This is a genomic window from Nocardia brevicatena NBRC 12119 (genome assembly GCF_000308495.1).
GTDB classification, from domain to species: domain Bacteria; phylum Actinomycetota; class Actinomycetes; order Mycobacteriales; family Mycobacteriaceae; genus Nocardia; species Nocardia brevicatena.
The window spans coordinates 16,749-32,231 of record NZ_BAFU01000053.1 but is presented as its reverse complement, the minus strand read 5'-3'; the positions used below and the strand labels follow the sequence as shown (position 1 = coordinate 32,231).

Annotated in this window: 16 protein-coding genes; 10 read left to right on the top strand and 6 right to left on the bottom strand. The window is 67.1% G+C overall.

All coding sequences use genetic code 11. The annotated features are described in order from the left end of the window. From nuoL to nuoN, 3 genes are read left to right on the top strand one after another with little or no spacing between them, the layout of a single operon-like run. Complete coding sequence (gene nuoL / locus ON20_RS12330; protein ID WP_040835406.1) at positions 1 to 1,887, top strand: NADH-quinone oxidoreductase subunit L; 1,887 nt, start codon at positions 1 to 3, stop codon at positions 1,885 to 1,887. Further along, positions 1,884 to 3,512 (top strand): NADH-quinone oxidoreductase subunit M, encoded by a 1,629-nt coding sequence (locus ON20_RS12325; RefSeq protein ID WP_040835405.1) that lies wholly within the window; start codon positions 1,884 to 1,886, stop codon positions 3,510 to 3,512. Before nuoL ends, ON20_RS12325 begins: the two co-directional genes overlap by 4 nt. Beyond that, entirely contained in the window at positions 3,502 to 5,124 is a 1,623-nt protein-coding gene (gene nuoN / locus ON20_RS12320) for an NADH-quinone oxidoreductase subunit NuoN (RefSeq protein WP_051162301.1), read from the top strand. The genes ON20_RS12325 and nuoN overlap by 11 nt, the downstream gene beginning before the upstream one ends. A 264-nt stretch (positions 5,125 to 5,388) precedes the next feature. On the opposite strand, the gene ON20_RS12310 is transcribed toward nuoN, so the two are convergent. Then, positions 5,389 to 6,273: a LysR family transcriptional regulator gene (locus ON20_RS12310; RefSeq protein ID WP_040835403.1), complete on the bottom strand. Its 885-nt coding sequence runs from the start codon at positions 6,271 to 6,273 to the stop codon at positions 5,389 to 5,391. A 157-nt stretch (positions 6,274 to 6,430) separates the two neighbouring features. Here ON20_RS12310 and ON20_RS12305 point away from each other — a divergent pair, with 157 nt between their 5' ends. Further along, on the top strand, positions 6,431 to 7,282 hold the full coding sequence (locus tag ON20_RS12305) for an amidohydrolase family protein (RefSeq protein ID WP_083864875.1): 852 nt from the start codon (positions 6,431 to 6,433) through the stop codon (positions 7,280 to 7,282). A gap of 192 nt (positions 7,283 to 7,474) precedes the next feature. Further along, positions 7,475 to 7,936, top strand: a complete 462-nt coding sequence (locus ON20_RS12300; protein WP_040835402.1) for a MarR family winged helix-turn-helix transcriptional regulator — start codon at positions 7,475 to 7,477, stop codon at positions 7,934 to 7,936. 262 nt (positions 7,937 to 8,198) lie between these two features. Here the strand turns inward: ON20_RS12300 and ON20_RS12295 are convergent, their stop codons facing one another. Beyond that, positions 8,199 to 8,498 carry a hypothetical protein gene (locus ON20_RS12295; RefSeq protein WP_040835400.1) on the bottom strand — a complete coding sequence of 100 codons (300 nt, stop codon included), beginning with the start codon at positions 8,496 to 8,498 and terminating at the stop codon, positions 8,199 to 8,201. A 244-nt stretch (positions 8,499 to 8,742) separates the two neighbouring features. Then, on the bottom strand, positions 8,743 to 9,093 hold the full coding sequence (locus ON20_RS12290) for a hypothetical protein (RefSeq protein ID WP_040835398.1): 351 nt from the start codon (positions 9,091 to 9,093) through the stop codon (positions 8,743 to 8,745). Between the two features lie 579 nt (positions 9,094 to 9,672). On the opposite strand from ON20_RS12290, the gene ON20_RS12285 reads away from it, so the two are divergent. Together ON20_RS12285 and ON20_RS12280 are read left to right on the top strand one after the other, a co-directional pair. Next, positions 9,673 to 9,957: a hypothetical protein gene (locus ON20_RS12285; RefSeq protein ID WP_040835397.1), complete on the top strand. Its 285-nt coding sequence runs from the start codon at positions 9,673 to 9,675 to the stop codon at positions 9,955 to 9,957. A gap of 203 nt (positions 9,958 to 10,160) precedes the next feature. Beyond that, positions 10,161 to 11,135 carry a glycosyltransferase family 9 protein gene (locus tag ON20_RS12280; protein WP_040835396.1) on the top strand — a complete coding sequence of 325 codons (975 nt, stop codon included), beginning with the start codon at positions 10,161 to 10,163 and terminating at the stop codon, positions 11,133 to 11,135. Here ON20_RS12280 and ON20_RS12275 read toward each other — a convergent pair. After that, the gene (locus tag ON20_RS12275; RefSeq protein WP_051162298.1) at positions 11,117 to 11,467 is read right to left on the bottom strand and encodes an ArsR/SmtB family transcription factor; all 351 of its coding nucleotides are present in this window, start codon (positions 11,465 to 11,467) and stop codon (positions 11,117 to 11,119) included. The genes ON20_RS12280 and ON20_RS12275 overlap by 19 nt on opposite strands. 185 nt (positions 11,468 to 11,652) lie before the next feature. Between ON20_RS12275 and ON20_RS12270 the strand changes: the two genes are divergently transcribed. Together ON20_RS12270 and ON20_RS12265 are read left to right on the top strand one after the other, a co-directional pair. Then, complete coding sequence (locus ON20_RS12270) at positions 11,653 to 12,324, top strand: M23 family metallopeptidase (RefSeq protein WP_051162348.1); 672 nt, start codon at positions 11,653 to 11,655, stop codon at positions 12,322 to 12,324. A 138-nt stretch (positions 12,325 to 12,462) separates the two neighbouring features. Beyond that, positions 12,463 to 13,554 (top strand): hypothetical protein, encoded by a 1,092-nt coding sequence (locus ON20_RS12265; RefSeq protein WP_086008972.1) that lies wholly within the window; start codon positions 12,463 to 12,465, stop codon positions 13,552 to 13,554. Here the strand turns inward: ON20_RS12265 and ON20_RS12260 are convergent. Next, positions 13,505 to 13,828, bottom strand: a complete 324-nt coding sequence (locus ON20_RS12260) for a hypothetical protein (protein ID WP_040835395.1) — start codon at positions 13,826 to 13,828, stop codon at positions 13,505 to 13,507. The two genes, ON20_RS12265 and ON20_RS12260, sit on opposite strands and share 50 nt — an antisense overlap. Before the next feature lie 345 nt (positions 13,829 to 14,173). Between ON20_RS12260 and ON20_RS12255 the strand changes: the two genes are divergently transcribed. Beyond that, positions 14,174 to 14,509 carry an RNA polymerase-binding protein RbpA gene (locus tag ON20_RS12255; RefSeq protein ID WP_040835394.1) on the top strand — a complete coding sequence of 112 codons (336 nt, stop codon included), beginning with the start codon at positions 14,174 to 14,176 and terminating at the stop codon, positions 14,507 to 14,509. Positions 14,510 to 14,659: 150 nt separating this feature from the next. Here ON20_RS12255 and ON20_RS12250 read toward each other — a convergent pair whose 3' ends face one another. Further along, a complete protein-coding gene (locus ON20_RS12250) occupies positions 14,660 to 15,442 on the bottom strand; it encodes an ABC transporter permease (protein WP_040835543.1) in 783 nt (260 codons plus the stop codon). Between the last annotated feature and the right edge of the window lie 41 nt (positions 15,443 to 15,483).

Sequence of the window (15,483 nt, the reverse complement as noted above, 5' to 3'; positions counted from 1 at the left end):
GTGGATACCGCAACGCTGTGGCTGCTGCCCGCCCTGCCCCTGGCCGGCGCCGCCGTACTGCTGCTCGTCGGACGCCGCGCCGACGCCTGGGGCCACCTGCTCGCCACCCTGGCCGCACTCGCGTCCTTCGCGCTGGCCCTCGTCGCCTTCGCCGGCATGCTCGGCCGCGCAGATACCGAACGCCCCATCGCGCTGAAGTTGTTCAGCTGGGTGCCGGTCGGCGGTCTACAGGTCGATTTCGGGCTCCAACTCGATCAGCTGTCGATATGCTTCGCGCTGCTGATCACCGGGGTCGGCTCGCTCATCCACATCTACTCGATCGGATATATGAGCGACGATCCGGGACGGCGCCGATTCTTCGCCTACCTCAACCTGTTTCTCGCGGCCATGCTGCTGCTGGTGCTGGCGAACAACTACCTGGTGCTGTATCTCGGCTGGGAGGGCGTCGGTCTGGCCTCCTACCTGCTGATCGGCTTCTGGTATCACAAACCGTCGGCGGCCACCGCGGCCAAGAAGGCGTTCGTGGTCAACCGGGTCGGCGATATGGGCCTGGCCCTGGCCATGATGGTCATGTTCACCACCTTCGGCTCCCTCGGCTTCACCGAGGTCTTCGGCGCCGCGCCGGCGGCGGGCGACGGCACCCTCACCGCCATCGGGTTGCTGCTGCTCCTGGCGGCCTGCGGTAAATCCGCGCAGGTGCCGCTGCAGTCCTGGCTCGGTGACGCCATGGAGGGCCCCACCCCCGTGTCGGCGCTCATCCACGCCGCCACCATGGTGACCGCGGGCGTGTACCTGATCGCCCGCTCCAACCCGGTCTACGACCTGGCCCCCACCGCGCGGGCCGGGGTGGTGCTGGTCGGCGCGGTGACCCTGCTGTTCGGCGCGATCATCGGCTGCGCCAAGGACGACATCAAGAAGGCGCTCGCCGCCTCTACCATGAGCCAGATCGGCTATATGGTGCTCGCCGTCGGGCTCGGCCCGGCCGGATACGCCGTCGCCATCATGCACCTGCTCACCCACGGCTTCTTCAAGGCGGGCCTGTTCCTCGGCGCCGGGTCGGTGATGCACGCGATGAACGACGAAACCGATATGCGGCGTTACGGCGGCCTGCGCACCCTGCTGCCGATCACCTACGTCACCTTCGGGCTCGGATACCTGGCTATCATCGGTGTGCCTCCGTTCGCCGGATTCTTCTCCAAGGACCGGATCATCGAGGCCGCCTTCGCCGCCGGGGGTGCCTCCGGCCCGATCCTCGGCACCGTCGCCCTGCTCGGCGCGGGACTCACCGCGTTCTACATGACCCGGGTGATGCTGCTGACGTTCTTCGGGGAACGCCGCTGGAAGCCGGACACCCACCCGCACGAAGCCCCCGCCGTCATGACCGGTCCGATGGTCCTGCTGGCCATCGGCTCGGTGGCCTCGGGCGCGCTGTTCGTCTGGGGTTCCTCGCTCCAGCACTGGCTCGCACCCGTCGTCGGGGAACATCACGGTGAGCCCGTACTGCCCGTTCCGGTGATCACCGCGCTGGCGCTGACCACAGTGGCCGCGGGTGTCGGATTCGCCTATGCGCGGTACGCACGCGCCGCGGTCCCCGAGACCGCGCCGGAGGCGGTGAGCGCGATAACCGTAGCCGCCCGACGCGACCTGTACGGGGACGCGGTCAACGAGGCCGTGTTCATGCGTCCCGGCCGCTACCTGACCCGTTCACTGGTCTTCGTCGACAACCGCGGTATCGACGGTCTGGTCAATGGAACGGCCGCGGCCATCGGCGGGCTGTCGGCGCGGATCCGCCGGGTACAGACCGGTTTCGTCCGGTCCTATGCCCTGTCCATATTGACCGGCGCGGCCCTGGTGGCCGCGGCCCTGCTGGCGGTGAGGATCTGGTGAGCACCATGCCCTGGTTGTCCATACTGTGGCTCCTGCCCGTGGTGGGCGCGGCCGTCGTCCTGCTGCTGCCCGCCTCCCGGGGACTCATGGCCCGCCGGCTCGGTCTGCTCGTCTCGGTGGCCGTTCTCGCGGTGGCGATCGGTCTGGCCGTGGCCTTCGAACCGGGCGGCGAACACTTCCAGTTCGTCGAATCGGTCCGTTGGATACCGGCTTTCGGTGCCGGCTACACGCTCGGCGTGGACGGCATCGCTCTGGTTCTGATCCTGCTCACCGCCGCGCTGGTGCCGGTGCTCCTCGTCGCGGGCTGGCACGACGACCGTGAGGTCGGCACCGGTCGGCGCGTGGCACACACCTATATCGCGCTCACCCTGCTGGTCGAGGCGATGGTGCTGGTCTCCTTCCTCGCCCTCGACATCCTGCTGTTCTACGTGTTCTTCGAGGCGATGCTCATTCCGATGTACTTCCTCATCGGTGGATTCGGGCCACGCACCGACGCGGCGCCGATCCGCGGGCAGCGTTCCCGGGCGGCGGTGAAGTTCCTGCTGTACAACCTGTTCGGCGGGCTCATCATGCTCGCCGCCGTCATCGGTCTGTACGTGCTCACCGTGCGGGAGGACCTCGGCGACGGGTCGGCGGGAACCTTCGATCTGCGCACCGTGATCGAGGCCGCCAACAGTGGGCAGCTGGGCGCCGGGCCCGCGGTGCTCAACGCCCTGTTCCTGGGCTTCATGTTCGCCTTCGCCGTGAAGGCGCCGCTGTGGCCGCTGCACACCTGGCTGCCGGATGCCGCGGTGGCCGCCACCCCGTCCAGCGCGGTGCTGATGATGGCGGTGGTCGACAAGGTCGGCACCTTCGGGATGCTGCGCTACTGTCTGCTGCTGTTCCCCGACTCCGCCCAGACCTACGCACCGCCGGTCATCGCCCTCGCCGTGATCGGCATCCTCTACGGCGCCCTGCTGGCCATCGGACAGACCGATGTGATGCGGCTGATCGCCTACACCTCCATCTCGCACTTCGGTTTCATCATCCTCGGCATCTTCGCCATGACCAGCCAGGGTCAGGCCGGGGCGACGCTGTACATGGTCAACCACGGCATCTCCACCGCGGCGCTGTTCCTGGTCGCCGGATTCCTGGTGTCGCGGCGCGGTACCCGGCTCATCGCCGACTACGGCGGTGTCCAGAAAGTCGCGCCGGTCCTGGCGGGCACCTTCCTCGTCGCGGGTCTGGCCACCCTATCGCTGCCCGGGCTGGCACCGTTCATCAGCGAATTCCTGGTCCTGGTCGGCACATTCGGCCGGTACCGGGTCGCGGCCGTGGTCGCCACCGCCGCACTGGTATTGGCCGCGATCTATGTGCTGTGGCTGTACCAACGGATGATGACCGGCCCGGTGACCGAGGGCAATCACGGGATCAAGGACCTCGCACCCCGGGAACTCGCGGTCGTGGTTCCGCTCCTCGGCGCGCTCATCGTGCTCGGGGTGTATCCGAAACCGATGCTGGAGTTCATCGACCCCGCGGTGAACCGAACCCTCACCACCATCGGCATCCACGATCCGCAACCCACCGCCCCGGCGACCCCGGAGGCGAGCACGGCGAATACCGGAGGCGCGCACCATGAGCGGTGAGCTCGAAATCGGGACGGTCCTGGCCGCGTCCGTCCCCACGCCCAGTATCGAATATCACGCACTGGCCCCGATGCTCATCGTCTTCGGCGCCGCCGTGCTCGGAGTGCTGGTGGAAGCGTTCCTGCCGCGACGGGTCCGCTACCCCGTCCACCTGGTGCTCACCGTCGCGGCGCTCGCCGCGGCACTGGTGGCGGTGCTCCTGTTGGCGGGTACGGAAACCTCCGCCGTGGGCGGTGCGGTCGCGATCGACGGAGTGACCCTTTTCCTGCAGGGAACCCTGCTGGTGGTGGCAGTCCTGGCGGTGCCGGTCCTCGCCGAACGCGGCCCGCTGCCCCGGCCGCGGTCCGGTCCGGGAACCTGGAGTCGCGCCGCGGCCACCGCCGCCTACGTGATGGACGCCTTCACCCCGCAGGCCTCGGCCGTACCCGGCAGCACGGCCGAACGGTCCGCCGAGCGCGCCGGGGTCGGCGCCACCGAGGTGTTCCCACTCGTCCTGCTGGCGCTCGGCGGCCTGCTGCTGTTTCCGGCGGCCGGCGATCTGCTCACCATGTTCGTGGCGCTCGAGGTGCTGTCGCTGCCGCTGTACCTGCTGTGCGGGCTGGCCCGCAGACAGCGACTGCTGTCGCAGGAGGCGGCGATGAAGTACTTCCTGCTCGGCGCGTTCTCATCGGCCTTCTTCCTGTACGGGGTGGCACTGCTGTACGGGCAGGCGGGCACGGTACGCCTGCCCGGTATCGCCGATGCCATCGCCGCGGATACCGGCGAGTCCACCCTGGCGCTGCTCGGGGTGGCCATGTTGGCGGTCGGCCTGTTGTTCAAGATCGGCGCGGTGCCGTTCCAGGCCTGGGTGCCCGATGTGTACCAGGGTGCTCCGACGCCGATCACGGCGTTCATGGCGGCCGCCACCAAGATCGCCGCGCTCGGCGCGATGCTGCGCGTCCTGCACATCGCCGTCCCGGGGTTGGTCAACGATTGGCGTCCGGTGCTCGCGGCCGTCGCCGTGGCCACCATGCTGATCGGTGCGATCATGGCCATCACCCAGACCGATATGAAGCGCATGCTGGCGTATTCGTCGGTCGCGCACGCCGGTTTCCTGCTCACCGCGCTGGTCGCCGCCAACGCGTCCGGTATCTCCTCGGTGCTGTTCTATCTCGTCGTCTACGGACTCGGCACGCTGGGTGCGTTCACACTGGTGGGCCTGGTGCGTGACGCCGACGGCACCGAGGCCACCGCCCTGCCCCGGTGGGCCGGACTGGGCAGACAGGCACCGTGGCAGGCGGCGGTCTTCGCGCTGCTGTTGCTCTCCTTCGCCGGGATCCCACTGACCGGCGGCTTCGTGGCGAAGTTCGCCGTATTCCGGGCCGCGGCCGAGGGCGATGCCGCGGCTCTGGTCGTGGTGGGCGTGATCGCCAGTGCCATCGCGGCCTTTTTCTACGTCCGGGTGATCGTGCTGATGTTCTTCACCGATCCACCCGCCGACGCCCCGGTGGTTACCGCTCCGAAACCGACCACGGTCGTCGTCGCCATAACGGCCGCCGTCACACTGGTGCTCGGAATCGTCCCGCAGCCGCTGCTGGATCTGACCGAGCACGCCGGTATCTTCATTCGGTAATCGGTGGCCGGCCGGCGGACCGGCCATCTGGATCGAGGTCCGCGGCAACCGGCCCGGACCGCTGTGGACCGGGCAGCGCGGCCGACCGTCTCCGGCATCACCCAAGTCGTCCTCGCCGTCGGCACCGATGCCGGCCGCTCGTGGCTGCGCCCGCACACCGCGCGCCACACCCACGGCACCCGGCTCCGTCGGGGCGGCGCGGATACCGTCCGGGCCCCATTCCTCCAGGGACCCGGCACACCCCGATTCACCGATGTCGGGCGGTTACGACGCAGCCGCGTAAAGCACTTCCCGCAGTCCTGGTAAGGCTTCGCGGTCGGCGCGCCAGATCAGACGCAGATACAGCCGAACCGAGGCCGTATCCAGTGGCAGCCGCACCAGTGAACCCGCGGCCAGTTGCTCTCGTACGGCGAACTCGGGCAACAGCGCTATGCCCAGGCCGCGCTCGGCGCAGGCGCGGGTTACCGCTATCCCGCCGGTGTGGACCCGTTCGACGTCCCGGCCCAGCAGGAGCTCTCCGGCAAGCCAGAAGGAGCAGGATGGAGCGTTCACCAGCAGCCGCCGGCCCCGCAGATCGTCTCGGGTCAGGACACCGACGCTACCGAGGGGATGGGTGGGCGCGGCGACCAGGGTGAACGGTACTTCCTCCAGATCGAGGTAGTCCAACGGGGCAGGCGGCAGGTCGAAGCCGAGTTCGCCCAGAGGGCCCGCGGTGTCCAGGATCATCGCCGCCTCCAGCCGACCGGTGGCGACCGAGTTGAGCAGCCCATCGCGGTCGGCATCGGTATGCAGGGAGATGTCCAGGTCTGGTCGGCGTTCGGCCAGACGAACCAGCACACCGGGCACATGAGTGGCCGCAATGATCTCCAACGCACCGAACCGCAGCCGGGGCCGGGTGGCCAAGACCTCGCGCCGGGCCTGCTCGGCTTGGTCGAGCAGCCGCTGTGACCACAGCAGAAGCCGATCCCCCGCCGGAGTGAGGGTCATCCCGCGCGGCGCGCGATCGAACAGGGCAACGCCCAGGGATTTCTCCAGGGTGCGGATCTGCTCGGAGACCGAGGACGGCGCGAGGCCGAGCGCCACAGCGGCGGCGGTGACCGTGCGATGAGCCACAACCGCCTCGAAAGTGCGCAACTGGCGCAGTTCCACCGGACCCCCTGTCGATCTCTGGCTGCGACGCTCCAGCATACGGCGCGTTCGGAGATTCCGAACGGTTCCTGCGGGAGGGGCGGTGGCGCCGCCCGCATCCCGATCAGAGACTGAGCGGCACAATCCCTCTGCCTATCCGGAGACACCCTGATGCCCACTGCTTCCCTCGACTTTCGTCGATGCGCACGCCCACTTCTGGCAGGTGAGCACGCATGATTGGTATCCGATGCTGCGCGCCGCCAGGCCGGCGCTCTACCGCGACTATCTGCTACCCGACTACCTGGCCGACGCGGGCGCCGCAGGCGTACACGTCACCGGCCTGGTCCATGTCTCGGCAACCACCGCCGCCGGGGCTTTCCTGCATGAGACCCGGTGGCTGAACCAACTCCATCGGGACACGGGCCGACCTTCGGCGATCATCGGCGCCATCGACCCGCAAGCTCCCTTCCGGACCATCGCACAGCAGACGCTCGCCCAAGCCGCCGGCTCCGCCTTTCGTGGAGTACGTGTGTTCGCCGGTCTGGACCCGGTCGAGACAACCTCGGCGGAACTGCTCCGGCTCCTCGGCGAGCACAATCTGGTCTTCGACCAGATCATCCGTCCCGCGGAGGTGACCGCCTATCTCCCATTGATCGAAAAAGCCCACGACACAGCTATCGTGCTGGAACATGCGGGCCTGCCAGAGGGCACTGAGCCCGAACCGTTCCGACAGTGGCGCGACGGAATCGCCAAGCTCGCCGCCCTGCCCAATGTCGATTGCAAGATCTCCGGGCTGGGAGCGGCGCTGGGAAGCACCACCCCTGAAGTACTGCGCCCGTTCGTGGAGACCTGTCTGGAACTGTTCGGCATCGACCGCTGCTTCTTCGGCAGCAACTTCCCCGTCGACGGCATCGCCGGAAGCTACACCCAACTGCTGGCCAGCTACCAGGTGATCACCGCACCACTCAGCGACCAGGACCGGCGCAATCTTTTCTCCGTCAACGCCACCCGCCGTTACCGGCTCGGCTGAGCAGCATCTCCACCCACATCACCGAACCCACGTGCCCACACCCTCATGGCAGGTTACCGGCGTATTCGGGTCGACCCTCATCTACCGGAGTGGCATCCTCGTGAGCGGAACCACATGTACTATTAGTTGATTAACGCAAGTAATGAACCTAAGTTAATTACATAGAGCGACCAACCACGGCAGGGGGCCACCATGGCCGTATCGTCCGAGACCGCGCAAAGCCTCATGGAGGAGCTCTTCCTCATGGGCCGCGCCTTTCGCAGCACCCTCGCCCCAGCCGTGGAAGGCCGGCTCCTTCCCGGCGCCCTCGGGGTACTGGTCGTCCTGGAAACCATCGGCCCGTGCCGTCAGGTGGATCTAGCGGGCGAGATGCGCATAAGCCCTTCAGCCCTGAGCAGGCATATCACCGAACTGGTGACGGCCGGGTACATGAGCCGCCACGCCGATCCCACCGACGGCCGCGCAACTCTCGTTGAAATCACCGACAACGGCCGCGAACTACTGCACCGCGTCCGAATATCCCGAGCGCGCAGTATGCAGAAGGTCTTGGCCGATTGGACCGATGATGAAGCCGACCAAGCCCGCGCCGTCGTACACAAACTCCGGAATTCCCTCCTCACCCATGCTCATCGAAGCGCCGCGGCCGGGCAATAGCGGGCACGCCGCGAAAGTCGGATAATCCATGCGCCGATGATCTTGCCGAGCCGGACACCGAGAAGGTGCGCGCACGACGAGCCGATGGACGGCAAGGTTTCTATGTGGGCTCTATTGCTTCGATGGTTTGTGGTAGGAATTACATAGTTCGATGCGTATATCCGAATATCGGCAAGTAGTCTCTTCAAGAGCCTCTCCCATCCGAGCCTATGAAGCGCGCGGCCTCCACGCCGCCGCCTGCGGCGCATCGGGGAGCCGATCGTCAGACGACCAGGGCGTTCATAACGCCGACCGCACTCGCCGCGATCGCGCCGCCGAGCATCCCGCCCACGAGCATCTTCGGCGAGGCCAGTGCCCCACCGTGCCATTTCTCCCAGGCGAACTGCCCTCCGGCGAGGGTAACCCCCATAATTCCGGACAGCAGGGCGAACCAGGTGAAATAGCGGACGAGTTCGAGGATCTCGGCCGACAGCGGCGGTGCCTCGGGTGCCGGATCGGCGACCTGGGCGACGACCATCCGAGTAAGAGCTATCTCGTGCAGTGCGTACATCATCATGCTCATCCCGATAAGGGTTCGTCGGATCGTTGGAGCATCTGACACAGAACAGCAAAAGTATCCAATCCGTATCTGCCAGCGTCAACAGGTAATTCGGCCACCACCCTTGACGACACAGGGCCTATCGGGCGGCGCTGTACGCGCCGGCCCGATCTGTCCGACCCGCGGGGGCGGGCCGGGGCGAAGGACCGCGAACGGGGATGCGGTGCCGGCACCCACACGGCTTCACATCGGCACCGCGAGAAGACCATCAGGTCCAGAGCGTGGCGATCGCTACGTTGACAATGCCCAGACCGCCCGCCGCATGCGTCATCCAGGGCAGCTCCTTGCCGCGTTTGCCCTCGGCGCGGCCCATTTCGGCGAAGGCGGCGACCAGGAAGGCGACCACGAGCTTCACACCGATCTTCACCATGTTCAGATCTTTGTCGAGCGAGCCGATGGACTCGGCCATCCCCACCAGGACCAGACCGGTGATGATCTGCAGGCGCGCACCCCAGACCATGACGGAGTTGACGGCAGGCTGCCCTGCCACATAGCCGCCGACCAGCGCCGCCATACCGAGTAGGTGTGTGACGATCACGACGTTGTAGACGAAATCCATGAGACGGAACGCTACTCGATCACACAGCCACCTACTACATATGGTCGTAAACAGTGGAGTGCGATCTCGCACACGTCATTCTGCTCATTTACCCGCCCGGTGCCGGACCGACTCGTCCCATGACACTTCGCCGCCGCCGCTCCGGAAGGGTCCCGATGACCAACGCGCCATCTCGTCCCAGCGACACGGGAAGCTACCCTCCATCCGCATGCGGACCTGCTCTGCCGGTTTATCAGAGGTCGCCCACCGTCTTCGGAATGCCTTTACCGGCTTGGCGACAAAGTTCGAGAACCACGATCCCCCACGTACCCGGGACGAGATCTCCCACCTGAAGGGCTTTGGTACTACCGGATACAGGAGAGGGCGGAGGGGCTGTCCTATCCGGAACGAGATCTCGGTCGCCGATGGGCGCGGTACGAACCACTCGGTCCTGTCGACCCACAATTCAATTACCATGGCTACACATTCAGTCGTAACGGTGAAGCAGGCCGGTTTCCCGGCGCGAATGTCGACCGAGCCCTCGCCGAGAACGGGTTTCGCCGGGTAGCCGACGAAAGCACTGCCACTTCCGGAGATGTCGTGGCCTACCGGGCAGAACCCGGAGACGACGAAGACATCGGGATGATCAACCATTCGGCCGTGGTCGCGAAGGTTGGACCCGACGGCATTCTGGTCGACTTCGGACTCGGCACACTGACCACGGCCCGGCCCGAAATCGCCGAATTCGATCCTCGATTCGGCCCATACGAGATATACACCACCGACCGCCCGGACGGCCGGTTCCTCACCTCTGTCACCGACTCGGAAATGCCCGCACCCCAGTGGCCGTATTCACCCGACGAGGCGGCGGACGGCGCGCGGTAACCGGGCACGAGCCCCCGCCGGCTCACGCACCCCCGGAACCGTGGGGTAACGCCACGCGCCCGACCTGTGACCGAGAACGCCGCGCCGATCACGTTTGCCACGGCACCTGCCGGGTAGTCCAACACTGACTCTCTCGTCGAACACCATCCGGGTGGTTGCGAAGGGGGGCGAGTTGACGGGCATCGGGTGGCTAGGAGAAGTGAGTGTCGGTTGTTCTCGTGCTTCAGGCACGGGGTCTCGGTGATTTGCTCACCGCGGTCCCGGCGCTGCGTGCGCTGCGCCGGACCAGGCCCGACGACCACCTCGTACTCGTCTCTCAGCCTCGGCTGCGTGCGGTCGTCGATCTGATCGCCACCGTCGACGATATGGTGCCGATCGCCGTGCCGAACAGTCTGCGCTGGGACGGTCCCACTCCCGATCTGGCGGTGAATCTGCACGGCCCCGGCACCACGCCCCTGGTGGAGCTGTCCAAGACGGGTGCCCGCCGTATTCTCAGCTATCGGAATCCGGCCTTTCCCGAAATTCCCGGTCCCGAGTGGCAGGCCGATCGGCATCTCGTCGACCGGTGGTGCCACCTGCTCGAATTCGACGGAATCGGCGCCGATCGGCGCAACCTCGGTCTGGTACCGCCGGTGGCCACCACCAGCCACCGTGACAGTGTGGTCGTGCACATCGGCGCGGGCGCGGCCGCACGGCGCTGGCCGGCCGACCGGTTCGCGGCGGTAATCCGGCATCTGCTGGTACTGGGCCGAGAGGTCATCGTCACCGGCGACGAGTTCGAACGCGACCGCGCCCTCGATATCGCAGCCCGTGCAGGGCTGTCGGTGGAGCGGGTGGTGGCCGGCGAGCAGAACCTCATCGAACTGGCCGCGACCGTGGCCGAGGCCGCGCTGGTGCTGTGCGGCGATACCGGCGTCGCACATCTGGCCACCGCGTTCGGCACCCGCACCGTGCAACTATTCGGCCCCACACCGCCACGCCAGGGCGGGCCGCCGCCGCATCTGCTCGGCAGGCACGAGGTGCTGTGGGCGAACCAGACCGGCGATCGCGAGTCCGATACCCCCGATCCCGGTCTGTTGCGGATCGGGGTGACCGAGGTCATCGCGGCGGTGGACCGGCAGCTGACCACCCGCAGCCGCACCGAGTCCGGTCGGATGTCCTATCGGCGGGTGGGCTGAGGCAGGGAGCGACCCCCCGTCACGGCTCGGGCGTCGTCGAGAGCCGCCGCATAGGAGGCCAGCGCGCTCGGCCAGAACTGCTCCAGATAGTCACGGACATCGCCGAGGCCCCGCGGGTCCAGCGAGTACAACCGCCGATTACCCGCCGCCCGCACCATTACCAGCCGCGCATTCCGGAGAACCCGCAGATGCTGGGATGCCGCCGAACTGCTGACCCCGACGGTCCGGGCCAGCTGCCCGACCGATCGGGGCCCGGTCCGCAATGCCTCGAATATCGCACGGCGGGTCGCATCCGCGAGCGCTACCAGGGCGTCCACCCTGTAAGTCACCACTGAAACAGTGTGGGCGATTCGGACACGCCTCGGCAAATACCCTTTCGTATTGCATTCCCCCTGGTGAGAGAGATAATCCCGAGGTCTCGTTACCGTCCGGTGACGACAGGCCGAGCGATTTACCGTCACGTGACGGTTGCCACAGAATTGCCCCCGGACACGGAACCGGTCGTAGCTTCATGGTCATGCCCGTGATCTTTCCGTTACCGTTTCGCCGGGAAGCCGTGACCGGCCGTCGCCATCCGATCACCGCACAGGTTGTCGCCGCCACCACGGCGTTCGGCGCCGCACTGGGCCTGCTCGCGGCAGCCACCACCGATACCGACCGAGCCGATATCACCACGGTCGCCGCCACCCGGGAAGCCGGGCCCCCGGACACGGCCGCCGTTGCCGAGCAGGCGGCCGCCCCGCAGTCGGCCGCTCCGGCGGGCTTCGCTCCCCTCCGAGCCCTCATCGAACACCGACCGCATACCGTGCGTCCGGTCGACGCTCCTGTGAGCTCCACCTTCGGCGCCCGGTGGGGCACGGTGCACAGGGGTATGGACTTCGCGGGCCAGATGTACGCGCCCATCAAGACGGTGACCGACGGCGTGGTGATCGAGGCCGGTCCCGCCACGGGCTTCGGGCTGTGGGTGCGTGTCCAGCAGGACGACGGCACCGTCGGCGTGTACGGCCATATGCAGGATATTCTCGTCCACGTCGGTCAGCCGGTGCGCTCCGGTGACGTGATCGCCACCGTGGGCAGCCGCGGCCAGTCCACTGGTCCCCACCTGCACTATGAGGTGCACCAGCCCGGGGGTGCGGCCGTCGACCCCATGCCGTGGATGGCCGCGCGCGGGGTGGACGTCTCACACTGACCCGATCCGCCGGCGGCGAACACCGGTACACCGCCCGGCTCCGGTCCCAGCGAAATGTAGACATGGTACCGGGGTACTGATCGCGAACAGCACTTCGGCGGGACGCGACATCAGTGCCCCGGTTCCTACGTTCGGGCAATGGTCACCACCGATCCCGACGCCGCATCCCACAACCTCGGTCCCACTTCGGATACCCGCCCCGAGTCCCCCGCCACCATCACCGGCCGATTTCACCGCCCGCTGTTGTGCACCGTGGCAGTGATGGCCGTTGTGATCGCGTGTTCGGCCATCGGCATGATGGTGGACGAGCGCACCCTGCTCGGTGAGTCGCTCTGGCTCAAACCGTTCAAATTCGGAGTGGCGTTCGTCCTCTACTCACTCACCCTGGCCTGGTTGCTGTCGCTCCCGCATACCGGCCGCCGGGTTACCTGGTGGATGGGCACCATATTCGCGGTCACCGGAATCATCGACGTCGGTTTCATAGTGCTGCAGGCGGCCCGGGGTACGTTCAGCCATTTCAACACCGAAACCGACGCGGTGAACAGTATCGGCCAGATCGTCTTCGCCTCGGGCGTGCCCGGCCTGTTCGTCGCGAACCTCATACTGGCCGTGATCGTTTCATGGCGTCCCCGGGTGGACCGTCCGACCGTATGGGCGATTCGCTCCGGTCTGGCCCTCGCCGTCACCGGTATGGCACTGGGCTACACCATGGGATTCACCGGCACCCAGGTGGTCCGCACCGCGGACGGCCGCGTGATCGAACTGGCCGCCGGGCACACCGTTGTCGACGCCCGACTCCGCGCCGAACTATCCGCACCCGACGCCGCACCCGGACTTCCGATCACCGGATGGAGCATGGTCGGCGGAGACCTGCGGATACCCCATTTCCTCGGATTGCACGGCATCCAGGTGCTGTTGGCGGCGGTGGTCCTGACGGCCTGGCTCGCCCACCGGCACCCGTCGCTACGCGACGAGCGGTTCCGTACCCGGTTGATCGGACTGCTCGCCCTCGGCTGGGCGGGAGCGATCGCGATCACATACTGGCAGGCCATGCGCGGACTACCGCTGTTGCGCCCCGACGGCGCCGTACTCCTGGCCGCGGGGACAACGGCCGCGCTCCTGGTCGGCGGATTCGCCGCGGTGACGCCGCGTCGCCCGACGCGATCACACCGACCGGGGCTCAGCGCAGCCGCTCGGCCTCGCGGGTCAGCGCGACCAGGGTCGCGCTGAGACCGACCAGTTCCGCGGTATCCGCGCCCTCGCTGATCGCCGTCGCCACATCCTCGGCCGCACAGCGGGCGGCGAACCAGCGATCGGCCAGATCGGCGGCTTCCTGAGCACTGAGGATCACCGAATCGGCGGGAATCCCGGTACCCTTCACATTGTTGCGATGTTCGTAGGCTCGCTGCCGGCAGGACTGACGACAATACCGACGACGACGTCCCGAGGGCGAATCCACGATCTCCCGCCCACACCACGAACACGACAACGACCGGCGCGACATGACCCGACACCCTAATAGCTATCGCGCCCGATCACACAACGGGCACGGCCGACCGGCATTGCGCCGGAACAGCGTAGAATAATCGGGTTCTCCCCTACCCGGGAACGAAACAGCCCGCACGAACGTTGACAGAACACAGGGTTTTCGGCCGACCGGCACCAACCGACCGGCCCGGCCCTCGGTTCGCACCTCGGCAAACGGCCCACGAACACGACCGACCCGGTCCGCGTTTCACCCGGCCTACCGACAACGCAACACGCACGGTTCGCGGCTCGGCGTCGCGTTATCGTGCCTGGCGGCGCCGCGCCGAAGGCACGGCATAAAACACAGAGAGGACCTGTACAGATGGCAGATCGCGTACTCCGGGGTAGTCGGCTCGGAGCGGTGAGTTATGAGACCGACCGCGACCATGATCTGGCACCGCGCCGGATTGCCCGGTACCGGACCGACAATGGCGAAGAATTCGACGTTCCATTCGCCGACGAAGCCGAGATCCCGCCCACCTGGCTGTGCCGCAACGGCCAGGAGGGTGTGCTGATCGAGGGCACCACGCAGGAGGCGAAGAAGGTCAAGCCGCCGCGCACGCATTGGGACATGCTGTTGGAGCGGCGCAGCAAAGAGGAACTCGAGGATCTGCTCAAGGAGCGTCTGGAGCTGTTGAAGTCGCGCCGTCGCGGCTGAGTGCTTTCTACCCACGCGGCGGTGGTCCGCCGGGTGGACACCCACCGACTGCGGAGAGGCCGCCCACATCCGAAGAATTCGGTGTGGGCGGCCTCTTGCGTGTCTCGATATCCCGGCCGTGTACTCTCGGCGCGGTCCGCAGGTGCCGGCTCAGCGGCTGGCGACCTTACGGTATTGCAACAACGCCAGCGGCATGGCGACGACCAGAATGCCCACCGAACACATGACGGCGTATTCGATACAGTGATCGGCGGCCCAGCCGGTGGGGGTCCCGAACGTCGGCGGTGAGCTGTTGTCGAACAGTTTTCGACCGGCCGCCGAGACGGCGGTAATGGGATTCCACGCGGCGATGGTGCGCAGCGGACCGGGCAGGGTTTCGGCGGAGATGAACGCCGATGAGATGAACGACAACGGGAACAGCCAGATCAGCCCGGCGCTCTGCGCGACCTCGACCGTGGGCGACAGCAACCCGGTGAGCGCCCCGACCCAGGACATGGCGAAAGCGAACAACAGGATCACGCCGAAGGCGAGGGCGGCGTCGGCGAGGGAGCCGTGGACACGCCAGCCGACGATATACCCACAGCCGACCATCACCAGCAGGCTGAGGACATTGACCACCAGATCCGACAGGGTGCGTCCCATCAGCACCGCCAACCGGGACATCGGCAGTGTCCGCATCCGGTCGATGATCCCGGTGTGCAGGTCACCGGCCAGACCCACGGTGGTGAAGGCGGCGTTGAACGCGACGGTCTGGGCGAAGATCCCGGCCAGCAGGAATTCTCGGTACTGGCCGCCGCCCAGCGAGGCGCCGAAGACGTAGGCGAAGAGGAAGACGAACATCAGCGGCTGGACGGTGGCGGTCACCAACAGGGTCGGTACCCGAAGAATGGTCAGCAGGTTGCGGTAGGCGACGATCGCGCTGTCCCGAACCATCCGCCCACGCGGCGACAGTTCCGGCGCCGATGCAGTGCTCC

Coding starts and splice junctions, on each gene's coding strand:
- nuoN (WP_051162301.1), top strand. CDS start 3,502: ATGAGCGGTGAGCTCGAAATCGGGACGGTCCTGGCCGCGTCCGTCCCC.
- ON20_RS12300 (WP_040835402.1), top strand. CDS start 7,475: ATGGCCGTATCGTCCGAGACCGCGCAAAGCCTCATGGAGGAGCTCTTC.
- ON20_RS12295 (WP_040835400.1), bottom strand. CDS start 8,498: ATGAGCATGATGATGTACGCACTGCACGAGATAGCTCTTACTCGGATG.
- ON20_RS12290 (WP_040835398.1), bottom strand. CDS start 9,093: ATGGATTTCGTCTACAACGTCGTGATCGTCACACACCTACTCGGTATG.
- ON20_RS12270 (WP_051162348.1), top strand. CDS start 11,653: ATGCCCGTGATCTTTCCGTTACCGTTTCGCCGGGAAGCCGTGACCGGC.
- ON20_RS12265 (WP_086008972.1), top strand. CDS start 12,463: ATGGTCACCACCGATCCCGACGCCGCATCCCACAACCTCGGTCCCACT.
- ON20_RS12260 (WP_040835395.1), bottom strand. CDS start 13,828: ATGTCGCGCCGGTCGTTGTCGTGTTCGTGGTGTGGGCGGGAGATCGTG.
- ON20_RS12255 (WP_040835394.1), top strand. CDS start 14,174: ATGGCAGATCGCGTACTCCGGGGTAGTCGGCTCGGAGCGGTGAGTTAT.
- ON20_RS12250 (WP_040835543.1), bottom strand. CDS start 15,442: ATGGTTCGGGACAGCGCGATCGTCGCCTACCGCAACCTGCTGACCATT.